This is a genomic window from Candidatus Chloroploca mongolica, from assembly GCF_004762035.2.
In the GTDB taxonomy this organism is placed as follows: domain Bacteria; phylum Chloroflexota; class Chloroflexia; order Chloroflexales; family Chloroflexaceae; genus Chloroploca; species Chloroploca mongolica.
In genome coordinates this window covers 194386-213339 of sequence record NZ_SIJK02000002.1, presented here as the reverse complement: position 1 = coordinate 213339, position 18954 = coordinate 194386, and the positions used below count along the sequence as shown (strand labels likewise).

The 18954-nt window shown below is 60.0% G+C and carries 14 protein-coding genes; all 14 read left to right on the top strand.

Translation table 11 applies throughout. The features are described from left to right. Positions 1-2 precede the first annotated feature (2 nt). The 14 genes from EYB53_RS02225 to EYB53_RS02160 all read left to right on the top strand — a co-directional run bounded on the left by EYB53_RS02225 (position 3) and on the right by EYB53_RS02160 (position 18884). Positions 3-875: a carbohydrate ABC transporter permease gene (locus tag EYB53_RS02225; RefSeq protein ID WP_254150838.1), complete on the top strand. Its 873-nt coding sequence runs from the start codon at positions 3-5 to the stop codon at positions 873-875. 18 nt (positions 876-893) lie between these two features. Further along, positions 894-3620 (top strand): glycoside hydrolase family 38 N-terminal domain-containing protein, encoded by a 2727-nt coding sequence (locus tag EYB53_RS02220; RefSeq protein WP_135476295.1) that lies wholly within the window; start codon positions 894-896, stop codon positions 3618-3620. Between the two features lie 58 nt (positions 3621-3678). After that, the gene (locus tag EYB53_RS02215; protein ID WP_254150837.1) at positions 3679-5280 is read left to right on the top strand and encodes a glycoside hydrolase family 3 protein; all 1602 of its coding nucleotides are present in this window, start codon (positions 3679-3681) and stop codon (positions 5278-5280) included. An 18-nt stretch (positions 5281-5298) separates the two neighbouring features. Then, positions 5299-6336, top strand: coding sequence for an SIS domain-containing protein (locus tag EYB53_RS02210; RefSeq protein ID WP_135476293.1), 1038 nt, complete (start codon positions 5299-5301; stop codon positions 6334-6336). Between the two features lie 16 nt (positions 6337-6352). Beyond that, positions 6353-7165, top strand: a complete 813-nt coding sequence (locus EYB53_RS02205; protein WP_135476291.1) for a PIG-L deacetylase family protein — start codon at positions 6353-6355, stop codon at positions 7163-7165. 74 nt (positions 7166-7239) lie between these two features. Then, complete coding sequence (locus EYB53_RS02200; RefSeq protein WP_135476289.1) at positions 7240-7803, top strand: SGNH/GDSL hydrolase family protein; 564 nt, start codon at positions 7240-7242, stop codon at positions 7801-7803. A 707-nt stretch (positions 7804-8510) separates the two neighbouring features. Continuing rightward, positions 8511-10178 carry a group II intron reverse transcriptase/maturase gene (ltrA, locus tag EYB53_RS02195; protein WP_135476287.1) on the top strand — a complete coding sequence of 556 codons (1668 nt, stop codon included), beginning with the start codon at positions 8511-8513 and terminating at the stop codon, positions 10176-10178. A 191-nt stretch (positions 10179-10369) separates the two neighbouring features. Continuing rightward, complete coding sequence (locus EYB53_RS02190) at positions 10370-10555, top strand: hypothetical protein (RefSeq protein WP_135476283.1); 186 nt, start codon at positions 10370-10372, stop codon at positions 10553-10555. Positions 10556-10574: 19 nt separating this feature from the next. Further along, positions 10575-11846 (top strand): AAA family ATPase, encoded by a 1272-nt coding sequence (locus EYB53_RS02185; protein WP_135476281.1) that lies wholly within the window; start codon positions 10575-10577, stop codon positions 11844-11846. After that, positions 11843-12403: a DUF4276 family protein gene (locus EYB53_RS02180; RefSeq protein WP_135476279.1), complete on the top strand. Its 561-nt coding sequence runs from the start codon at positions 11843-11845 to the stop codon at positions 12401-12403. The genes EYB53_RS02185 and EYB53_RS02180 overlap by 4 nt, the downstream gene beginning before the upstream one ends. After that, complete coding sequence (locus EYB53_RS02175; protein ID WP_135476277.1) at positions 12400-15156, top strand: phospholipase D-like domain-containing anti-phage protein; 2757 nt, start codon at positions 12400-12402, stop codon at positions 15154-15156. Before EYB53_RS02180 ends, EYB53_RS02175 begins: the two co-directional genes overlap by 4 nt. A gap of 28 nt (positions 15157-15184) precedes the next feature. Beyond that, entirely contained in the window at positions 15185-16090 is a 906-nt protein-coding gene (gnd, locus tag EYB53_RS02170; protein WP_135476275.1) for a phosphogluconate dehydrogenase (NAD(+)-dependent, decarboxylating), read from the top strand. A gap of 2 nt (positions 16091-16092) precedes the next feature. Then, complete coding sequence (gene zwf, locus EYB53_RS02165) at positions 16093-17625, top strand: glucose-6-phosphate dehydrogenase (RefSeq protein ID WP_135476273.1); 1533 nt, start codon at positions 16093-16095, stop codon at positions 17623-17625. 86 nt (positions 17626-17711) lie between these two features. Beyond that, entirely contained in the window at positions 17712-18884 is a 1173-nt protein-coding gene (locus EYB53_RS02160) for a glucose-6-phosphate dehydrogenase assembly protein OpcA (RefSeq protein WP_254150836.1), read from the top strand. The last annotated feature ends 70 nt before the right edge of the window (positions 18885-18954 follow it).

Sequence of the window (18954 nt, the reverse complement as noted above, 5' to 3'; positions counted from 1 at the left end):
GGATGAGCACAGTTGCTGAGCCGATGCCCACAGGCCGGACGCGCTCCGTTCGTCCCGCCTGGACACGCAATCTCTTTTGGTATGGCTTGTTGTTGCTAGCAAGTATCGTGACGGTGTTGCCATTTCTCTGGTTGCTGATGACGGCGTTGAAGGGCCCGAGTGATGCGGTTTTTGGCTTTCCGCCGCAGTTTCTGCCGCGTGAGCCAACGCTGGCGAATTTTACCCGCGTCTGGGAGCAGTTGCCGATCTGGCGCTTTTTTCTCAATAGTCTGTTTGTGGCTGCGCTAACCGTGACGCTCAATGTGACGGTTTCGTCGCTGGCGGCTTATCCGCTCGCCAAGATGAATTTTCCTGGGCGCGAGGTGATCTTTTATCTGTTGTTGGCGACGCTGATTGTGCCGGCAGAATTGACCTTTATTCCTGGTTATATTCTGGCGGTACAGGTCTTTCAGTACTATGATACGCTCTGGGCGCTGATCTTTCCGAGTGTCTTCAGTGCGTTCAATATTTTTCTGTTGCGCCAGGCGTACAAGACGGTGCCAAACGATCTGATTGATGCGGCGCGGATCGATGGGGCGAACGAGTTGCGCATCTGGTGGTCGGTGTTGACGCCGACAATCCGGCCCTCGCTGGCGACGGCGGCAGTCTTTACGGCGGTTACGTCGTGGAACGCGCTGCTCTGGCCGTCACTGATGCTGCGTACGCGTGAGTTGTATACGCTGCCTGTCGGTTTGATGGCCCTGCGGGGGATGTTTACCGCCGATTTTCGCCTGATTGCCGCTGGGGCGGTGATGGTGATCATCCCTATTCTGATCGCCTTTATTTTCGCGCAGCGCTACTTTGTCGCCGGGCTTTCGGGCGCAGTGAAGGGCTAGGCAGGGGCCAGGGGTTCTATGAAACGACGTGCGCATTATGTTCTTTCGAGCCACTGGGATCGTGAGTGGTATCGCCCGCTGCAGCATTTTCGCTCGGCGCTGGTGACGTTGCTCGATGAGGTGCTCGATGCGTTGGCAACAGGCCGTCTGCACGGGCCGTTTACCACGGACGGTCAGGCGATCATGCTCGAGGATTACCTCGAGGTGCGCCCCGAGCGCCGCGCCGAGGTTGAGGCGCTGGCCCGCGCCGGGTTGCTGGTCGTTGGCCCCTGGTATACCGTGCCTGATGAATTTTTGGTCTCGGGCGAGGCACTGGTGCGCAATCTGCGCTATGGCTGCGAGGTGGCGCGACGGTTTGGGGCGGTGCCCTCGTCAGCAGGCTGGGTCTGTGATCAGTTTGGGCATATCAGTCAGTTGCCGCAGATCTTTGCCGGCTTCGGGTTACGCGGGGTTTTCCTTTGGCGTGGGGTCAATTTCGCGGCGGGGCGACATTTTCACTGGTGTGGGGCCGATGGCACGGTTTTGCCAACCTATCGTTTTGGGCGCGGGGGCTATTCGGCTTTTGCGTTTGAGGTGCGCGCTGCCGATGATCCGGGGCGGCGCGTGGGGGCCGCCGAGGCACGTGCGCGCTTGGCGGCGTATCTTGACGCCGAGGCCGAAGTAACGTCGGTTGCGCCGCTGCTCGTCTTTGATGGCGGCGATCATCTGGCCTGGGATGCGACGGTTTATGAGGCTGTGACGGCCTATAGCCAGGATGCCGGTGCGCCCTTTGCGTTGATCCATGCGAGCCTCGATGCCTATCTTGACGACCTGCTCGCTGATCCTTCGGCGATTACCGCGACGATCAGTGGTGAACTGCGCGAGCCGGGTCTTCCGCCACGCGCCGAGAACGAGGCCTGGCTCATTCCGGGCGTGCTCGCGAGTCGCGTGCCGCTCAAGCAGGAAAATGCCGCCTGCGAGACGCTGCTCACCCGCTGGGCCGAGCCGTTCAGCGTCTGGGCGGCGCTCGCCCTCGGGCGGCCCTATCCGCACCAGTTGCTCGAAATTGCCTGGCGCTGGCTGCTCCAGAACCATCCCCACGACTCGCTTGGCGGCTGTAGCATTGATCTGGTGCACCGCGATATGCACTATCGCTTTAGCCAGTGCCGCCAGATCGCCGACCTGCTTGCCAGCGAGGCGACGAGTGCCCTGGCGCTAGCGGTTGCGGGCGACGTGGCCGCGCACGAGATGCGGGTGGTCGTCTTTAACTCACTGGCTCAGCCGCTGAGTGAGACGATCGAGCTAACCCTCGATCTTCCGTGTACCTGGCCGACGTTCACCGAGTTCTTTGGCTTTGAGGATCTGCCGGCTTTTCGCATCTACGATCCGGCGGGGAACGAGGTGCCATACCAGCGCCTGAGCCAGCGCCTCGGGGTGACGCGAACGCGCCTCGATCCGCATAAGTTTCCGCAGGGGGTTCAGGTACACGAGGTGCGCGTGAGCCTGCCGCTGGTGCTGCCGGCCCTTGGCTACGTGAGTCTCACCGTGCGCCCTGGCGCGCTCGACCCGCTGTTGCCTCATCAGAGTCCGCGCCCGATCGCTCAACCAACGCGCCATCCTGGGCGCGGTCTGGCGACCAGCGATCGCACGATGGCGAACGAGTTGCTGGAGGTTGCCATTGCACCTGATGGCACCTTGCGCCTGCATGATCGACGGAATGGGGCTACCTACGAACACCTGCTGAGTTTTGAAGATTGCGCCGACATTGGTGATGGCTGGTTCCACGGCCTGGCCGTTGCCGATGCGGCGCATAGCTCGTGCGGGGCCGCGACGAGCGTGGCCCTGGTGCATAACGGCCCGTATCTGACGACGTTCCGCCTGCGGACGGCGCTACGTGTGCCCGAGCGTTTTGATTTCGTACGCGGCACGCGCGCCGAGACGCTGACAACGCTGGAGCTTGATACGCTGGTGAGTCTGCGCCCCGGTTGTGCGCGGGTGGAAGTCGCGACGAAGGTGCGCAACACGGCGTTTGACCATCGGTTGCGCGTGCTGCTGCCGAGTGGCACAGACGCCGCAACCTATCTGGCTGATGGCGCGTTTGATGTGCTCGAACGACCAGTGGCGTTGCGTGCCGACGCGCATACCTATCGTGAGTTGGAAGTCGAAGGCCGCCCCCAATTGAATTGGAGCGCAGTCTATGCGGCAGGGCGTGGCCTGGCCGTTGTTGCGCCGGGGCAACTGGAAACGGCGGTGCTCGATCGGCCTGATCGCTCGCTCGCCCTGACGCTCTATCGCAGTACCGGGCGTACTGTGTTGACCGACGGAGAGCCGGATGGCCAACTGTTGGGCGAGCAACTCGCCGTGCGTTACTGGCTGGTGCCGCTGAACGCAGCCCCCGACCGGGCGGCCCTCGGCGCGTTGGCGCAGCAGGTGGCCGCTGGATTGCGCACGAGTCAGTGCGCGGCTGGCGATAGGCCCGTTATGCAACCGACGCAACGCCTGCCGCTCAGCGCTAGCCTGTTGCGCCTCAGCGGGGGGGCCGTCTTGAGTAGCCTTGCGCAGACGGCGTTGGGGTTGGAGGTACGGATCTTCAACCCTGAAGAGGCTGCGATCACGGCGACGTTGCATGTGCCTACGACGATCCGCCAGGCCCAGCGGGTGAATCTGGCGGGCGAGCCGCTTGAGGCACCGTTGCCAGTGCGCGAGGGCGTGTTTGACGTGGTGATGGGGGCAAAGCAGATTGTGAGCCTGCGGTTAGCGGGGTAAGATCATGTCCCCTTGTGTAGGCGGTTGTTTTGACGCAAAGGCGCAAAGGCGCAACGTTATGACCGTGCGGCACCTTCAAGCGGAAGCAGAAGAAGCGATGGAACGTGAAGATCAGATCAGCCAGCGGCTCTTGCTCTGGTTTCAGGGCTATGAGGCTCCGCCTGCGTTACTGGAGTTCGTGCGGCAGCGCCCACTCGGCGGCGTGACGCTCTTTCGCAAACTCAATCTGGCGACACCGCCGCAGGTGCGGGCGCTCACCGGGGCACTCCAGGCAGCAGCGCGGGCGGCGGGGCAACTGCCGCTGCTGATCTGTGCCGATCAAGAGGGCGGGCAATTGCAGGTGTTACCGGGGGCGACGGCGTTTCCCGGTAATATGGCGCTGGGCGCGACAGGTGATGCAGAACTGGCCCGGCGGGTAGGGGCGGCGCTTGGGCAGGAACTAGCTGCGCTTGGCGTGAACGTCAATTTTGCACCGGTCGTTGATGTGCAGAGCAACCCGGCCAATCCGGTGATTGGCGTGCGTTCGTTTGGTGCTGACCCCGCGCTGGTGGGGCGACTTGCGTCGGCGATGGTTGAGGGTTTGCAAGCGAGTGGCGTCGCCGCGACGGCCAAGCATTTCCCTGGGCACGGCGATACCGACGCCGATACGCACCATACGTTGGGCGTGCTGCCGCACGACGTGACGCGGTTGCAGCAACTTGAATTGGCCCCCTTTGCGGCGACGATTGCGGCTGGCGCACGGCTGGTGATGGCGGCGCATCTGGCGGTGCCGGCGCTGACCGGGCGGGTTGATGTGCCGACGACGCTGGCTCCGGGGGTGCTGGAAGATCTGTTGCGCGGAACCCTCGGCTTTCGCGGGGTCGTTGTCAGCGATGCGCTGAATATGGCGGGTTTTGGCACGGAAGCCGAGTGGAACGACCGGCTGGTGCAGGCGGCAGCGGCTGGCGTCGATCTATTGCTGCTGGCGGAACCGAACGATCCTGCGCAGGCGTATGCAACTCTACTCGCTGCGGCGCAGGCTGGTCACCTCGCCCCGGCCAATCTAGAGGCCGCCGCCGGGCGGGTGACGGCGCTCAAGCGCTGGCTGGCAACTCAGGTGCAACCCGATCTGGCGGTCGTCGGCTGTGCCGCGCATCAGGCGCTCGCGGCTGAGGTCGCGGCGCGGGCGATCACGCTGGTGCGCGACCGGGTTGGTCGCCTGCCCTTGCGTTTGCCTGCCGAGGCCCGTCTGGTTGTGGTTACACCTGAACTGGCCGACCTGACGCCTGCTGATACATCGAGCTACGAACACTGCGCATTGGGCGCGGCGATCCGTCGTTACCATGCGCGCACCGATGAACTCGTCATCGCAGCAGACCCGGCGGCGGCTGAGGTGGCTGCGCTAAGCGCGGAACTGGCCGACTATGATCTCGTGATCATCGGGACAATCAACGCCACCACGCGCCCCGGCCAGGCGGCGCTGGTCGAGGCGCTGGTGCAGCAAGGGGTGCCTGTGATTGCGGCAGCGCTGCGGCTGCCCTACGATACCATGGTCTACCCGGCAGCCCCAACCTGTCTCTGTACCTACAGCATCGCTCTGCCCGCGCTCACCGCGCTTGCTGACACCCTCTTTGGGCGGGCCGATGCACCAGGTCGTTTACCCGTGCCTGTGAGCGCCTAACGTGAAAGAAACCAAACTATGACTCTCCTGGAAGAAATTCGTGAACAACCCGTCGTGCTGCAGGGTCTGCTTGATCATGCGCGCACGCAGGTCGCAGCGGTCGCTGCCGCGATCCGTGCGCGTGGGGTACAATACGTGTATCTCGTGGCGCGCGGTACCTCGGAACACGCCGGCATCTATGGGCAGTACGTGTTCGGGGCTTTCAATGGTCTCCCGGTTGCCCTTGGCGCGCCGTCGCTCTTTACTGTCTACAATCGTCCGCCGCAGATAGCCAACGCGCTCGTCGTCGGCGTTTCACAGTCGGGACAATCGCCTGACATTGTCGCCGTGCTGGCTGAAGGCCGCAGGCAAGGCGCGTTGACGCTGGCGATCACCAACGATCCACACTCGCCGCTGGCCGAGGCTGCCGAATTGAGCCTGGCGATCCAGGCTGGCCCCGAGCGAGCGGTGGCCGCAACCAAGACCTACACAGGCGAATTGATGCTCTTTGCGATGCTGTCCGCCGCGCTCGCCGACGACCCCGCGATGTGGTCGGCGCTGGAGCGGGTACCGGTCGCCGCTGCCGAGGCGCTGAGACTTGACCCTGAGCTTGTGGCGGCAGCCGAGCATTTTCGGGCGATGCGTGAATGTGTTGTGCTGGGGCGCGGCTTTCACTTTACGACTGCCCTTGAATGGTCGCTCAAACTCAAGGAACTGGCCTATGTCATTGCCGAGCGTTACTCAACCGCAGAGTTTCAGCACGGGCCAATTGCGTTGGTTGAACCAGGCTTTGCGATTCTGGCTGTCGCCCCGACCGATCCTGGCCTCGCCCCGGTACGTGACCTGCTCATCCGTATGCGTACGACCCAGGGGGTGCAGCTTTTAGTCCTTTCGGATGATGCAGCGACGCTGGAAGGGGCAACAGTGGGATTGCGGCTACCCACAGGCGTGGCATCGTGGCTGATGCCGCTTGTGAGCATCATCCCTGCCCAACTCTTTTGCCACCATCTTACGATCGCCCGCGGGCTTGATCCGGCTACGCCGCGTGGCCTGAACAAAGTTACATTGACGCACTGAGGCAAGGAATAAGGACATGATCTTCCATTCCCTGAACGAACTAAGCCACACCTACGACCATGTCTACCTCTCGCCGCACCTCGATGACGCAGCGCTCTCGTGTGGCGGGGCGATCAGTGCGCAGCACCGTGCGGAGCAGCGCGTGCTTGTCGTGACGCTCTGCACCGCAACGCCGTCGCCGGAAGGCCCCTTCAGTGAACTCGCGCAGGTCTTTCATACCGCCTGGGGGCTCAGTCCTGCCGAGGTTGTGGCGACCCGGCTCCGTGAGGACGAGGCAGCCCTGGCATTGCTCGGCGCTGATGGCTTGTGGGCTGGTTATCTCGATGCGATCTATCGTCACCCGACGGCCTATACCAGTCGGACAACCCTCTTCCATCAGCCTACTGCCGACGACCCCTTGCATGCCGAGATCACGACGCTACTGATCACCCTCCGCGAGCGTCTGCCCGAGGCGACCTTTTATGCCCCACTGGGGATCGGGGCGCATGTCGATCACCTGTTGACGCATGCTGCGGCGCGTACCGTGGTAGGGACGAACCTCATCTACTATGAGGACATCCCATATGCCATGCGTCCCGGCGCACTCGCCGAGCGACTTGCAAAAATTGACCTACCATTGAATAAGCAAATCATGACGATAGACGCAACGCTCGACACCAAACTGGCCGCGATTGCGGCCTACACGAGCCAGATGGTCGAATTGGCCCAGAGCCAACTCGGGCTCGCGGTGAGTGACGTAGCCGACGCGAGTACGGCGCTGACCGCTGCGATCGCTGCGTATGCGCATCAGGTGGAGGGAACGTTCCCTGCCGAGCGGATCTGGCTGTAAGTCCAATACTTTTCGAATGAAGACAGATTTTTTGACGCAAAGGCGCAAAGGCGCAAAGGAATCGTTCTAACTCTATGCAAGCATCATCACCTCTCCAATCTTCACCAGTGCGCCGCGTTGTCTTCTTCGGCGACTCGCGGGCGGACTGGTGGCTGACACCGAACCTCGCCGGTTTGCGTTTTCTCAACGCCGGAGTGCCGGGCGGCAGTGCGACCTACCTGGCGCGCCATTTCACCCGCATGGTCGAGCCATTGCACCCCGATGTGATCGTGCTGCAGCTTGGCGTCAACGATCTCGCAGGTGGATCGCCGGGCCTCGCAACGCAAAACGCAGTGTTCGCTGCGCTTGCAACGGTCACCACCGAGGCGCGTCGTATCGCTGCGCCGGTCGTTCTCACTACGATCTTCCCATTGGCCCGCGGGCCATGGGCCAGTTCGCAGGTTCAGGCCGCGATTCTGGCCGTCAATGCGCGGCTGCCAACCCTGGTAACAGACGGCGTGCAACTGCTCGACAGCGCTGCGGTGCTCTGCGGGCCAGACGGTTTTGTCTACAGCCGTTATGCCGACGACGAACTGCACCTCAGTGCCGCAGGCTATGCGATGCTCAACGAGGCACTGTTGCGGTTGATCCAGGGGTGAGTGAGAAATGTGGGTACTGCCAACGCTTGCATTCACGGATACTTGCCTTTGGCGCGGAAGCCCAGGTGCTTTAGCCCTGTTGCGACCAGCGGGAGCGGTGCCCGCATAGGCACCAGATCCCGACAAGGGCCGCAGAGAAGTATCACCTATGGAGGTACGAACCAACGTAGACGTGAACCCTGTGATGTCCAGGTGTCCCTACCCAGGCAGGCGGAAGCGCAAGCAACCGTCTGAAGCCCTGGGGACAATGTTCCGATAGCTGCCAGCCTCACGGCGGCTGTGGACTAGGGAAGCGTGGGACGGTTGAGCGCGAGCAAAGAGCCATCTAAACCTCGTTAAGCCCAAACGGTAAAAGAGGCTGACATACCGTAACCAACATGGTACGTGAGCAGGACTGTACGGCTCAGGCTCCGTACAGCGACATCCATAACGCTCACCGGGGGACAGGCTCCAACCTCGCCCACGCGCATCTTCTTTGTCGCCAACTGGGGAAACCCCTTGCATCCCGCCTCGGCGGTAGCCCGACCGTAAGGAAGGGAGACGATGCAGGGGGAACGAGAGGTCGGACGAAGCGAAGGCCCGGCGGTAATAGCCGGGATAGGGCCGCCACGAGGCGGGGCTACCCATTCCAAAAGGGAGCAGACATCCGACTGGTCTTGACGGTAAGGAACCTCGGGCAACGCTCGTAGCTTTGGAGACGTTAGACGGTGAACATCTTCACTGAACCGACTGAAGCGCAGACTGAACCAACCTGGGCCGACATCTCGTGGGCTGCGGTGGAACGGCATGTACGGCGGCTGCAAGAGCGGATTTACCGCGCCACCGAGCGCCAGGAATGGAACAAGGTCAAAGACCTTCAAAAGCTCCTGGTGCGCGCCACGTCGAACAAGCTCCTGGCAATCCGCCGCGTCACCCAAGAGAACAGGGGCAAACGCACCGCAGGCGTTGACGGCGTGATATGCGACACGCCCGAAGCACGCATGCACCTGCTGAGCGACGGCCTGAGCCTCAACGGCTATCGCCCCAAACCTGCGCGGCGGGTATACATCCCAAAGAGCGACGGCAAACAGCGACCGTTGGGCATACCGACCGTGAAAGACCGCGTGATGCAGGCCATCGTCAAGGCGGCGCTCGAACCCGAATGGGAAGCCCGCTTTGAAGCCAACTCGTATGGCTTCCGCCCTGGCCGCAGCACCATGGACGCGATCACTGCCATCCACACAACACTGAACCAGCAAGGGTCGAGCAAGTGGATCCTCGATGCAGACATCAAAGGCTGCTTCGACACTATCGATCACACAACCCTGTTGAACCGCGTCCCGGTCTTCGCTGCCGTCATCCGCCGTTGGCTGAAAGCCGGGGTGGTCGAACTCGGCCACTACACCGACACCGAAGCGGGAACGCCACAAGGCGGGGTTATCTCGCCGCTGCTGGCGAACATCGCCCTCGACGGGATGGAACGACTTTTTGGTGCGGAAACGCCAGAAGGAAAGCTCATCCCGCCAGCCAAACGGAAACACCCCAACAGCGGCATCAGCCTGATCCGCTATGCCGACGACTTCGTGGTGACGGCACCGACACGAGCGGTACTGGAAACCTACGTCCAGCCCCGCATCGTTGCATTCCTTTCGGAACGGGGATTGACGTTGAGTGAAGCCAAAACGCGCATCGTCCACGTCACAGAGGGCTTCAATTTCCTTGGCTTCCAGATCAGGCGGTTCAAGCGCACCCTGCTGACCACTCCCCAAAAGGAGAAAGTCCACAAGCATCTTCGCTCCATCAAAGCCTACCTGGACACACATCAGCAGGAACCAGCCGGAAAAATCGTCCACGACCTCAACCCGGTCATCCGGGGATGGGCGAACTACTACCGGCATTGCGCGGCCAAGCAGACGTTCAGCAAAGTTCGCCATCGGCAATGGCAAATGCTCTGGCGATGGGCCAAGCGGCGGCACCCGAACAAGGGGAGCCGCTGGGTCAAACAACGGTACTTCCGCAACGACGGGTACTGGACATTTGCGGACGGGAACGCCGAATTGGTCAAACCAACGTCGGTGCCGATCACACGCTACGTGAAGGTCAGCGGGCGAAACAGTCCCTATGACCCGAAGCTCCGCGCCTATTGGCAGGAGCGAACCAAGCGACAGATTGCCCGACAAACGGCCTCGCAGGTACGAAGGGAACTGCTGTATCGGTACGGCTACCGCTGTGGCATGTGCTGGGTACCATTCGCAACAGACGACCCGATTGAGGCGGATCACATTGTTCCGCGCCACGCAGGAGGGTCGGATGAACCGGAGAACAAACGGCCTGTTCATAGATGGTGTCATCATCAGCATCACCAGCGACGAGGCTATAAGGTGCTCAAGGCTTGAGCCGGATGACGTGAGAGCGTCACGTCCGGTTCTGAGGGGGCTGGGGCGCAGTAATGCGCCCCGGCTACCCGGTGGAGGAAGCGCCCCGCTTGAGCGGCTTTTGCCCATTGTGTTGACCAAAACCGCTGATTGCGGTACACTTGTGCTATGTGCCAAGGCACGAAGCCGGTGCGCCAGTGGAGACGTTTACGATGCACATTTTGAGTTGGCTGAAGACCGAGCTACCCGACTACTGGCCTAACCGCGAGAAGCTAGTCCATATCCTGGAGTATCTGGCCGCCGTTGGGCAATGTCAGCACAATGCCGCACTGGAGTGGAGCGCTGACGCAGCGGTGGCGGCAGTGGTGGCGGGGGCAGTGCGGAATGATCATATTTGATACCGCATAAGGATTATGCATGATTACAAGATTGACGGGCAGAGGATTTAAAGGTTTACGCGAATTTGACATTCAGCCGAGCAAGATCAATGTCCTTATCGGTGCGAATGGAACTGGCAAGACCAACTTTGCCGACTTGATCGATTTCTTCTCGCTGATCGCCCGACGCGGGCTTGTCGAAGCGTTTGGCGAGTATGGCGGTCTTGAACAAGTTCGCACACGAACGCCTCGTGGTGCCTTCACGATGCGCTTTCGTCTTGAGTTAGGCGAAGATAAAGATAGGGGGATTAAGCGGGTTAGCTATGGTTTCGAGCTGAGTCGTGCGGCAAGCATTCAAGTAAAGAATGAGTTTTTAGATGCAGTTGTCTATGAACGGCGGCCTATCCGTCGCGATGATAAGGGTATGGTTCGCCCCATCCCAAACTTGGAAGAGATAACCATTGGTTTTGAGCGCGATGGCACAACCATCAAGAGTTGGCATGACCCCCAAAATACGATTGACGCCCAAAATATCGAGGCTCTCTTTCTGGATGAGAGCGGTGAAGATGAGCTGCTGCTTTTTTCACGCTATATGCGTGGTGCGCGTTTGATTAGTAACTATATTGCTTCGTGGCGCGTCTACAATATTGAGCCAGGAGCCGTGCGGCGCTCCATCGTCAATGACGATCAGGAATTGCGCCGTAATGGTGAAAACATTGTTCCCTATGTGGCGCGCTTACTGCAAAAAACTGATCAATCAGAGCAGTTACTTGCTGCACTGCAAGAGGTCGTGCCCTATATTGACGAAATCAAGCCCGATCGGCTGCTTAACCTGAAGACCCTACGCTTCACTGAGCGTGATACCCGCGTAGACTTTCAGTTACCTGAAATGTCTGATGGAACGATTCGTCTTTTAGGACTCTTTGCGGTACTGCTTCAAGCGACGCCGCCCCCAGTTATTGTGATTGAAGAACCAGAGAATGCACTCCATCTCTATGCCATCCAACGCTTTCTTCAGCGTGTTCGCGACACAGCTACCCGCCGACGGAATCCTTCGCAAATCTTTTTGACAACCCACTCGCCAATCGTCTTGGATGAGGCTTTAGGTCTAGACTCTCAGCATGATGTCGAGGGCGGAATTGCCTGCTTTGTCACCCAAAGGAAGGGGACAAAAGCAATTATCCCAGCGCCAAGAGCGGCAATGATCGGCATAGCAAAAAACCTCGGACGACCGAGTGACTTCCAACGAGAGGGTGGTTTCGGGGACGAACCGCAGCCAATTGCACCAGAATTGATGGATAGCGAAGTATGATCACGGTAATAGTCGAAGGTCCTGGTGAACAAGCTATCATCCCGATCCTGGCGCGACGTACTTTGGCTGAGTCAGTCAGAATTAAATGCGTCAACGCAAGCGGGAAGGCAAATATCATCCGGCGCGTACGTGGCTTTGAGGATACGCTTAGGCGTCTTCACGCGCTTGGCGAGCAACGCTTTATCATTCTCATGGACGGTGACACCACCTTTGAGCCGTATCAAAGTTTGACGCAAGAGTATCTTGATATGCCAAGGCGAGCTACCGTGATTGCTAACGAGTTAAGGGTCAGCGTTGTTGTATGCTGGGCAAAGATCGAGACCGAGTCCTGGCTGATTGCTGGTTTAGCACCAGGCTGCACCTACTGTAAACTCGCAAGAGTTCCGGCAGGATCTGCAAACACCGAGCATACGCCCCCTGATCCCAAGAGATGGCTCAAGGCCCAACTTCGACAGAATTATACCGAACACGTGCAACAATGCCTGGCAACGCATGTTGATCTCGAATTAGCACGGCAGCGTAACGCTTCGTTCGCTACATTCTGCACACATTTATGATTACCCGCTACTCATCACGTCGCCAGCGGCTTGACCGCTCCTTCCTCACCGAGCGCCTGCGCGGTGCTCTGCGCTATGACCGCATCGCTGGCTATTTCAGTTCATCACTGTTGGAAGTCGCAGGCGAGGAACTCGAACACGTCGCTGGGCAAATCCGGGTGGTGTGCAACTCTGATCTGCACCCTCACGATGTTCGCACGGCCCGAGCCGCAGAGGCGGCCCTGCGCCGCGCATGGTGTGGCACACGACCCGAGGCCTTGCTTCAGGGCGAGGGCGAGCCACAGGTACGTAATCGCTTCCAACGCCTCTACGCCATGCTGACCAGCGGAAAACTCGTTGTTAAGGTGCTCCCCGACAGCGTGTTTGGTCTTATCCACGGCAAAGCTGGCGTGATCACGTGTGCGGATGGCAGCGCCACAAGCTTCATAGGCAGTGTGAACGAGTCGAAATTCGGCTGGCAGATTAACTATGAGCTACTCTGGGAAGACTCGTCGTCTGAGGCAGTTGCCTGGGTACAGGAAGAGTTTGATGCGCTCTGGAACTCACCATACGCGGTGCCTCTTGCCGAGGCAGTCATCCAGGATCTCGAGCGCCTGGCCAGGCGGCAGGTCATCAGCACCGTCGCGGCGTGGACTGATGAGGCACCAGCGCATACGCCGCCTGATCCTGCGTCTGCGCTGGTCGAGACGCCTGTCTATCGTCGTGAGGCCGGCCTCTGGGAGCATCAGAAGTACTTTGTTAAGACCGTCATTGATGCTCATCACGGGCCGCAGGGCAAAGCGCGCTACATCCTCGCCGACCAGGTTGGCCTTGGCAAGACGCTCCAGCTTGCCATGGCCGCTAAGCTGATTGCCTTAGCAGGAACGAAACCGGTGCTTGTGATCTGTCCAAAGACCTTAGTTTGGCAGTGGCAGACCGAGCTTGCCGACCTGCTTGACATGCCGTCGGCTGGATGGAACGGCAAGCAGTGGGTCGATGAGCGTGGCTTCGAGTATCCTGCCGCTGGGCCAGAAGCGATCCGGCGCTGCCCACGACGCGTTGGCATTATTTCTGGGGGATTGATCAGCTACCGCTCAGCCGCCGTAGAGCATCTCTTAAAGGTTGAGTATGACTGCGTCATTCTCGACGAGGCTCATCGTGCTCGCCGACAGAATCTTGGCGATCGACGCGATGGCGAGAAGCCTGATCCCAACAACCTTCTGGATTTCATGTACAAGATCGCCGAGCGTACACGTAGCCTCCTCCTCGCGACGGCCACCCCTGTACAGTTGCGACCGATTGAGGCATGGGATCTGCTGAGTGTATTGGGTTACGGCGACGAATCGGTACTTGGCAATGCTCATAGCCGTTGGCGACAGCCGGTAGAAGCGCTGAACCTTATCATGGGGCGGCGCGAACTGCCGCGAGATGAGAACGAGCAGTGGGAGTGGTTGCGCAACCCGCTCCCCCTTAAAGCAGAAGGGCCATTTTATGAGCGGCTACGTCGTGAGCTACAGCTCAATGACGATGTTGCCGTAGCCAACGGCAGTCGGCTCATGGATCTCAATGTTAGTGTGCGCTCGCGTCTCTGTGCCCAATTCGGCGATTTTATCGCAAGCCGCAACCCCTTCATCTGTCGCATTATTCGACGCACACGGAAGCAGTTAGAGGAGCAGATTCACCCCGAGAGTGGTGAGCCGCTCCTTGATCCCATCCACGTTGACGTGCTCGGAGAGCGTGATGAAGAGGCCATAAGCGTACCGGTCTACCTCCAGACGGCCTACGAGCGAGCTGAGCAATTCTGCAAACAGATCAGCGTGCGTATGCGTGGGGCTGGCTTTCTCAAAACCTTGCTGCTGCGGCGCGTCGGCAGCACCGTCTATGCAGGCAAGATCACTGCAGAGCGCATGCTCGGTGACTGGGCAAATATAGAGGAGCCCGAGCAAGACGACGATGAGTTTGATGGTGAGCCTCAACTGCACAGTACAGACGAAGCAATGCCGCGCACGCTGACACCAACCGAGCGCGACCTGCTCGAGTGCTTTGTCGATGCTTTGGTCGCTAATCAGGGCCGCGACCCGAAATACGAGAAGGTGCGCGAGCTCTTGATTGATCACGGCTGGCTACAGCTTGGTTGCATCGTCTTCAGCCAGTACCGCGACTCGATTCAGTGGCTCGCTGAACGACTTACCGAGGAGTTGCCAGACGAACCGATCGCCCTCTACTCGGGATCGAGCAACTCAGGGATTATTCAGGGCGGTGAGTGGCACCGGCAGACACGCGATGAGTTGAAGAACATGGTTCGACTCGGTCAACTGCGGTTGCTCCTGGGGACTGATGCTGCATCCGAGGGGCTAAACTTGCAGATGCTCGCCCGGTTGATCAACCTGGACCTGCCTTGGAATCCAACCCGGCTTGAGCAGCGCAAGGGCCGCATCCAGCGGATCGGTCAGACCCACAATAAGGTCGCGATCTATAATCTGCGTTACCGTGGTTCGGTCGAAGATCGTGTCCATGAATTGCTTTCGAGTCGGCTTCAGGATATCTTCCAGCTCTTTGGCCAGATCCCTGACGTACTCGAAGATGCCTGGGTGGCTGTCGCACTCGGCGAACAGGAACGGGCGCGCAAGATTATCGACGAGATACCTCGCGCCCACCCATTCGAGATACGCTACGCAAAAGTCGAACCAGTTGATTGGGAGTCCTGTGCGACTGTGCTTGACGCAGCCGAGCAACGGCGGGTGCTCAGCCAGGGATGGTATAATAATCCCTAAGCACCAAACAGAACATGGAGAGACTGCAATGGAGATTGGATTGATCGGCCTGGGCCGTATGGGGGCCAATATGGCGATCCGCCTGCTTCAGGGTGGGCATCGTGTGGTTGTCTATAATCGGACGGTGGCGAAGGCTGAAGAGCTTGCGGCTGAACACGGCGCAATTGCGGCGACAACGCTTGAAGAATTGGTCGAAGCCCTCCCTTCGCCGCGGATTGTCTGGTTGATGTTGCCCGCGGGCGAGGCGACCGATGAGCATCTTGCGCAGGTGACGCCCTTGCTGAGTCCAGGTGATATTGTGATTGATGGGGCCAATAATAATTATAAAGCGAGCATTGCGCACGGTGAGCAACTTGCCGCGCAGGGCCTGCGTTTTATGGATGCGGGTGTCTCCGGTGGGATCTGGGGGCTTCAGGTTGGCTACTGCACCATGGTTGGTGGCGATCCCGCGACGTTTGCCTATATCGAGCCGATCCTGCAGACGCTGGCTCCGCCCGAGGGCTATCTGCTCTGCGGGCCGGTGGGCGCGGGGCACTTTGTCAAGATGATCCACAATGGCATCGAATATGGGATGATGCAAGCCTACGCCGAGGGTTTTGAGATCTTGGAGAAGTCGCGCTACGAGTTTGACCTGCAAAAGATTAGCCATCTCTGGAACCAGGGCAGTGTGGTGCGTTCATGGTTGCTTGAACTGGCCGAGCGGGCGTTTGCCGATGATGCGGATCTCAGCAAGATCCGGGGGTATGTGCAGGATAGCGGCGAAGGTCGCTGGACGGTGCAAGAGGCGATTGATCTTGATGTGCCTGCGCCAATCATTACGCTCTCGCTGCAGACCCGCTTCCGGTCACGGCAGGACGATAGCTTTAGTGCGAAGGTGCTGGCGGCCCTCCGCAATCAGTTTGGTGGTCACGCGGTCAAGCAGTCAGATAGGTAACCATGTCAGATCTGCCCAATCCTTTGCGGCACGGGTTGCGTATTGGGCGTACCCCTGAACCGTGTACGGTTGTTATTTTTGGGGCCAGTGGCGATTTGACGAGCCGCAAACTCGTGCCGGCGCTCTATAATCTCGCCCACGAGCGCCGGTTGCCAGGGGGCTTTTCGGTGGTGGGCTTTGCGCGTCGTCCCTGGGATGATGCGCAGTTTCGGCAGGTGCTGCTCGATGGCGTCAATGCCAATTCGCGGAGTGGTGCGGTTGAAGCTGAACTCTGGGCCAGTTTCGCCGACGGCATCCACTATCAGCCGGGCAGCTTTGATGATCCGTCTGCGTATGCGCTCCTCGCTGCACGCCTCACCGAACTTGATCTGCGCCGCGGTACCGGGGGCAATCGCGTCTTTTACCTCGCGACACCCCCCGAAGCCTACCCCGAAATTATTCGTCAACTTGGCGCTCACGGGCTCCATCAGTCGCCTCATGGTGGCTGGACGCGCATCATTATCGAGAAGCCCTTTGGCCGCGATCTCGCCAGTGCCCAGGCCCTCAATCAGCAGGTGCTCGCCGTCTTTGCGGAACCGCAGGTCTACCGTATTGATCACTATTTAGGTAAAGAGACGGTGCAAAATATCATGGTTTTTCGTTTTGCCAATGGTATTTTCGAGCCGCTCTGGGATCGTCGTTCGGTGGATCATGTGCAGATTACGGTCGCCGAGAATCTGGGGGTTGAAGACCGGGGCGGCTATTATGACCACTCCGGTGCCTTGCGCGATATGATCCAGAACCATCTGATGCAACTGCTGGCGCTCGTCGCGATGGAGCCGCCGGTTTCGTATGATGCCGATGCCGTCCGCGACGAAAAGGTCAAGGTGCTACGGGCCATCCGGCGGATCAGGCCTGAAGAGGTGGCAACGTATACCGTGCGTGGTCAGTATGACGCCGGGAGCCTGAGCGGTCGTCCGTTGCCTGGCTATCGTGATGAGCGTGGCGTCGATCCGGCCTCGCAGACCGAGACCTACGTCGGGCTGAAGCTCTTTGTCGAGAACTGGCGCTGGGCGGGCGTGCCTTTTTACCTGCGGAGTGGCAAAGCGCTCCCGCGCCGGGTGAGCGAGATTGCGATTCAGTTCAAGACGGTGCCAACGATGCTCTTTGCCGAGACCCCGATGCACGATATCGAGCCAAATGTGCTGGCGATCAAGATCCAGCCCGACGAAGGCATTACGCTCAAGTTTGGCTCGAAAGTACCGGGTCAGCCGCAGATTCGCCCGGTGACGATGGATTTTCGCTATGGTACCTCGTTTGGGGTGGCCTCACCCGAAGCGTATGAGCGCCTGCTGCTCGATTGCATGCTCGGTGACAGCACGCTCTTTACGCGGCGCGACGAAGTTGAGGCGAGTTGGTCGCTGATTACGCCGATCCATCAGGGCTGGCTGGCGTCACCTGCACAGCCGTTTCCCAATTACGAGGCCGGGAGTTGGGGGCCAACCAGTGCCGACGAGTTCATGGCCCGTGATGGGCGTACCTGGCGGCGTTTGTGAATACTCTGTCAACGAGTTTCTGCACCCTGGGAGCGAGGGCGTCTCGCCCTCGCACGCCCTCCGAGCGTGGGACTGAGGTGTGACCAATGACCAGTATGACCACGGTTGAGATCGGGGCCATCGAGCGTGAATTGCGTCAACTCTGGAGCGAGAGCGCCGAGAAGGCGCCTGATGGTCAGGCGGTGATCCGAGCCCTGACGCTGAACCTGATTGCCTGTACGCACGATGCCGCACATGCCGACCGTATGACCGACGCAATCCAGCAGTTGACGGCGAGCCATCCGAGTCGGGCGATCCTGGCGCTGTTGCAGCCGGATGCGCCGGAACCGCGGCTAGACGGCTTTGTGCAAGCCAATTGCCTCTTGAGTAGGCGCGGGACGCCCCAGGTCTGTGGTGAACAGATCACGCTTGATGCGCGTGGCTCGGCGGTGCAACAGGTGGCCTCGCTGATCCTGGCGCTGCTTGTGCCCGACTTGCCCGTCGTGTTGTGGCTCAGCCACCCTGATCCTTTTGCTGACCCGTTGCTCACTCGTTTGCGCAGCGTCGTTGACCGGGTGATTGTCAATTCACAGGCGTTTGCCCATCCAACGAAAGAACTCGTGCACATGGCCGAGCTTGAGCGTGCGGTGTCGTCGGGCGGACTCGCCTTGCATACCTTTGCGATCAGCGACCTCACCTGGGCCTCGCTAACGGCGTGGCGCGAACTGACGGCCCAGTTTTTTGATACCCGCCCCTTGTTACCACATTTGCGGCGGATCGATCATGTGACGATCACGTATCAAGCGCCAGGTGGTGCAAACAACCCGGTAGCGGGCCTGTTGTTCGCGGGATGGCTTGCGTCGTCGCTCGCTTGGGTTCCCTTGGAGGATGCCGTTAGCATCGAAGCCGCTCAGATCCGCTTTCATCTCCGTCGCCCGGCGGTTGGGGTGGGGCCTGATGCGATCCGCCTCGTCACCATTGATCTCTGCCCGGTGGAGGCTGCCATCGGGGTGACGCCTGGCATGCTTGCCTTGCATCTCGAAGCACTCGATGGCGTCACCGCGAGTTTCCGGGTTGACCGCACCGAGACCCCGGGGTATGCGTTGACTACGGCGACCATCGCTGGGATGGAGCCGATCAGCCGTCTCGCCCGCTGCGAAGAACCGGGTCTGGCCGACCTGCTCGCCGCCGAACTACGCCTGCGGCATCGCGATCAGACCTTCAGCGACGCCCTGCGGGTGGCCGGCCTGCTCGCTGCCCGTTTACGGTGGGATATGTGACGCAAAGGCGCAGAGGCGCGAAGATTTGCTAGATCTGCATGCGCCGCGTTGCGCCTTTGCGTCAACCCGA

Bases quoted from the DNA above. Each gene is read 5' to 3' on its own strand.
- EYB53_RS02225 (WP_254150838.1), top strand. From the start codon at position 3: ATGAGCACAGTTGCTGAGCCGATGCCCACAGGCCGGACGCGCTCCGTT.
- EYB53_RS02220 (WP_135476295.1), top strand. From the start codon at position 894: ATGAAACGACGTGCGCATTATGTTCTTTCGAGCCACTGGGATCGTGAG.
- EYB53_RS02215 (WP_254150837.1), top strand. From the start codon at position 3,679: ATGACCGTGCGGCACCTTCAAGCGGAAGCAGAAGAAGCGATGGAACGT.
- EYB53_RS02210 (WP_135476293.1), top strand. From the start codon at position 5,299: ATGACTCTCCTGGAAGAAATTCGTGAACAACCCGTCGTGCTGCAGGGT.
- EYB53_RS02205 (WP_135476291.1), top strand. From the start codon at position 6,353: ATGATCTTCCATTCCCTGAACGAACTAAGCCACACCTACGACCATGTC.
- EYB53_RS02200 (WP_135476289.1), top strand. From the start codon at position 7,240: ATGCAAGCATCATCACCTCTCCAATCTTCACCAGTGCGCCGCGTTGTC.
- EYB53_RS02190 (WP_135476283.1), top strand. From the start codon at position 10,370: ATGCACATTTTGAGTTGGCTGAAGACCGAGCTACCCGACTACTGGCCT.
- EYB53_RS02185 (WP_135476281.1), top strand. From the start codon at position 10,575: ATGATTACAAGATTGACGGGCAGAGGATTTAAAGGTTTACGCGAATTT.
- EYB53_RS02180 (WP_135476279.1), top strand. From the start codon at position 11,843: ATGATCACGGTAATAGTCGAAGGTCCTGGTGAACAAGCTATCATCCCG.
- EYB53_RS02175 (WP_135476277.1), top strand. From the start codon at position 12,400: ATGATTACCCGCTACTCATCACGTCGCCAGCGGCTTGACCGCTCCTTC.
- gnd (WP_135476275.1), top strand. From the start codon at position 15,185: ATGGAGATTGGATTGATCGGCCTGGGCCGTATGGGGGCCAATATGGCG.
- zwf (WP_135476273.1), top strand. From the start codon at position 16,093: ATGTCAGATCTGCCCAATCCTTTGCGGCACGGGTTGCGTATTGGGCGT.
- EYB53_RS02160 (WP_254150836.1), top strand. From the start codon at position 17,712: ATGACCAGTATGACCACGGTTGAGATCGGGGCCATCGAGCGTGAATTG.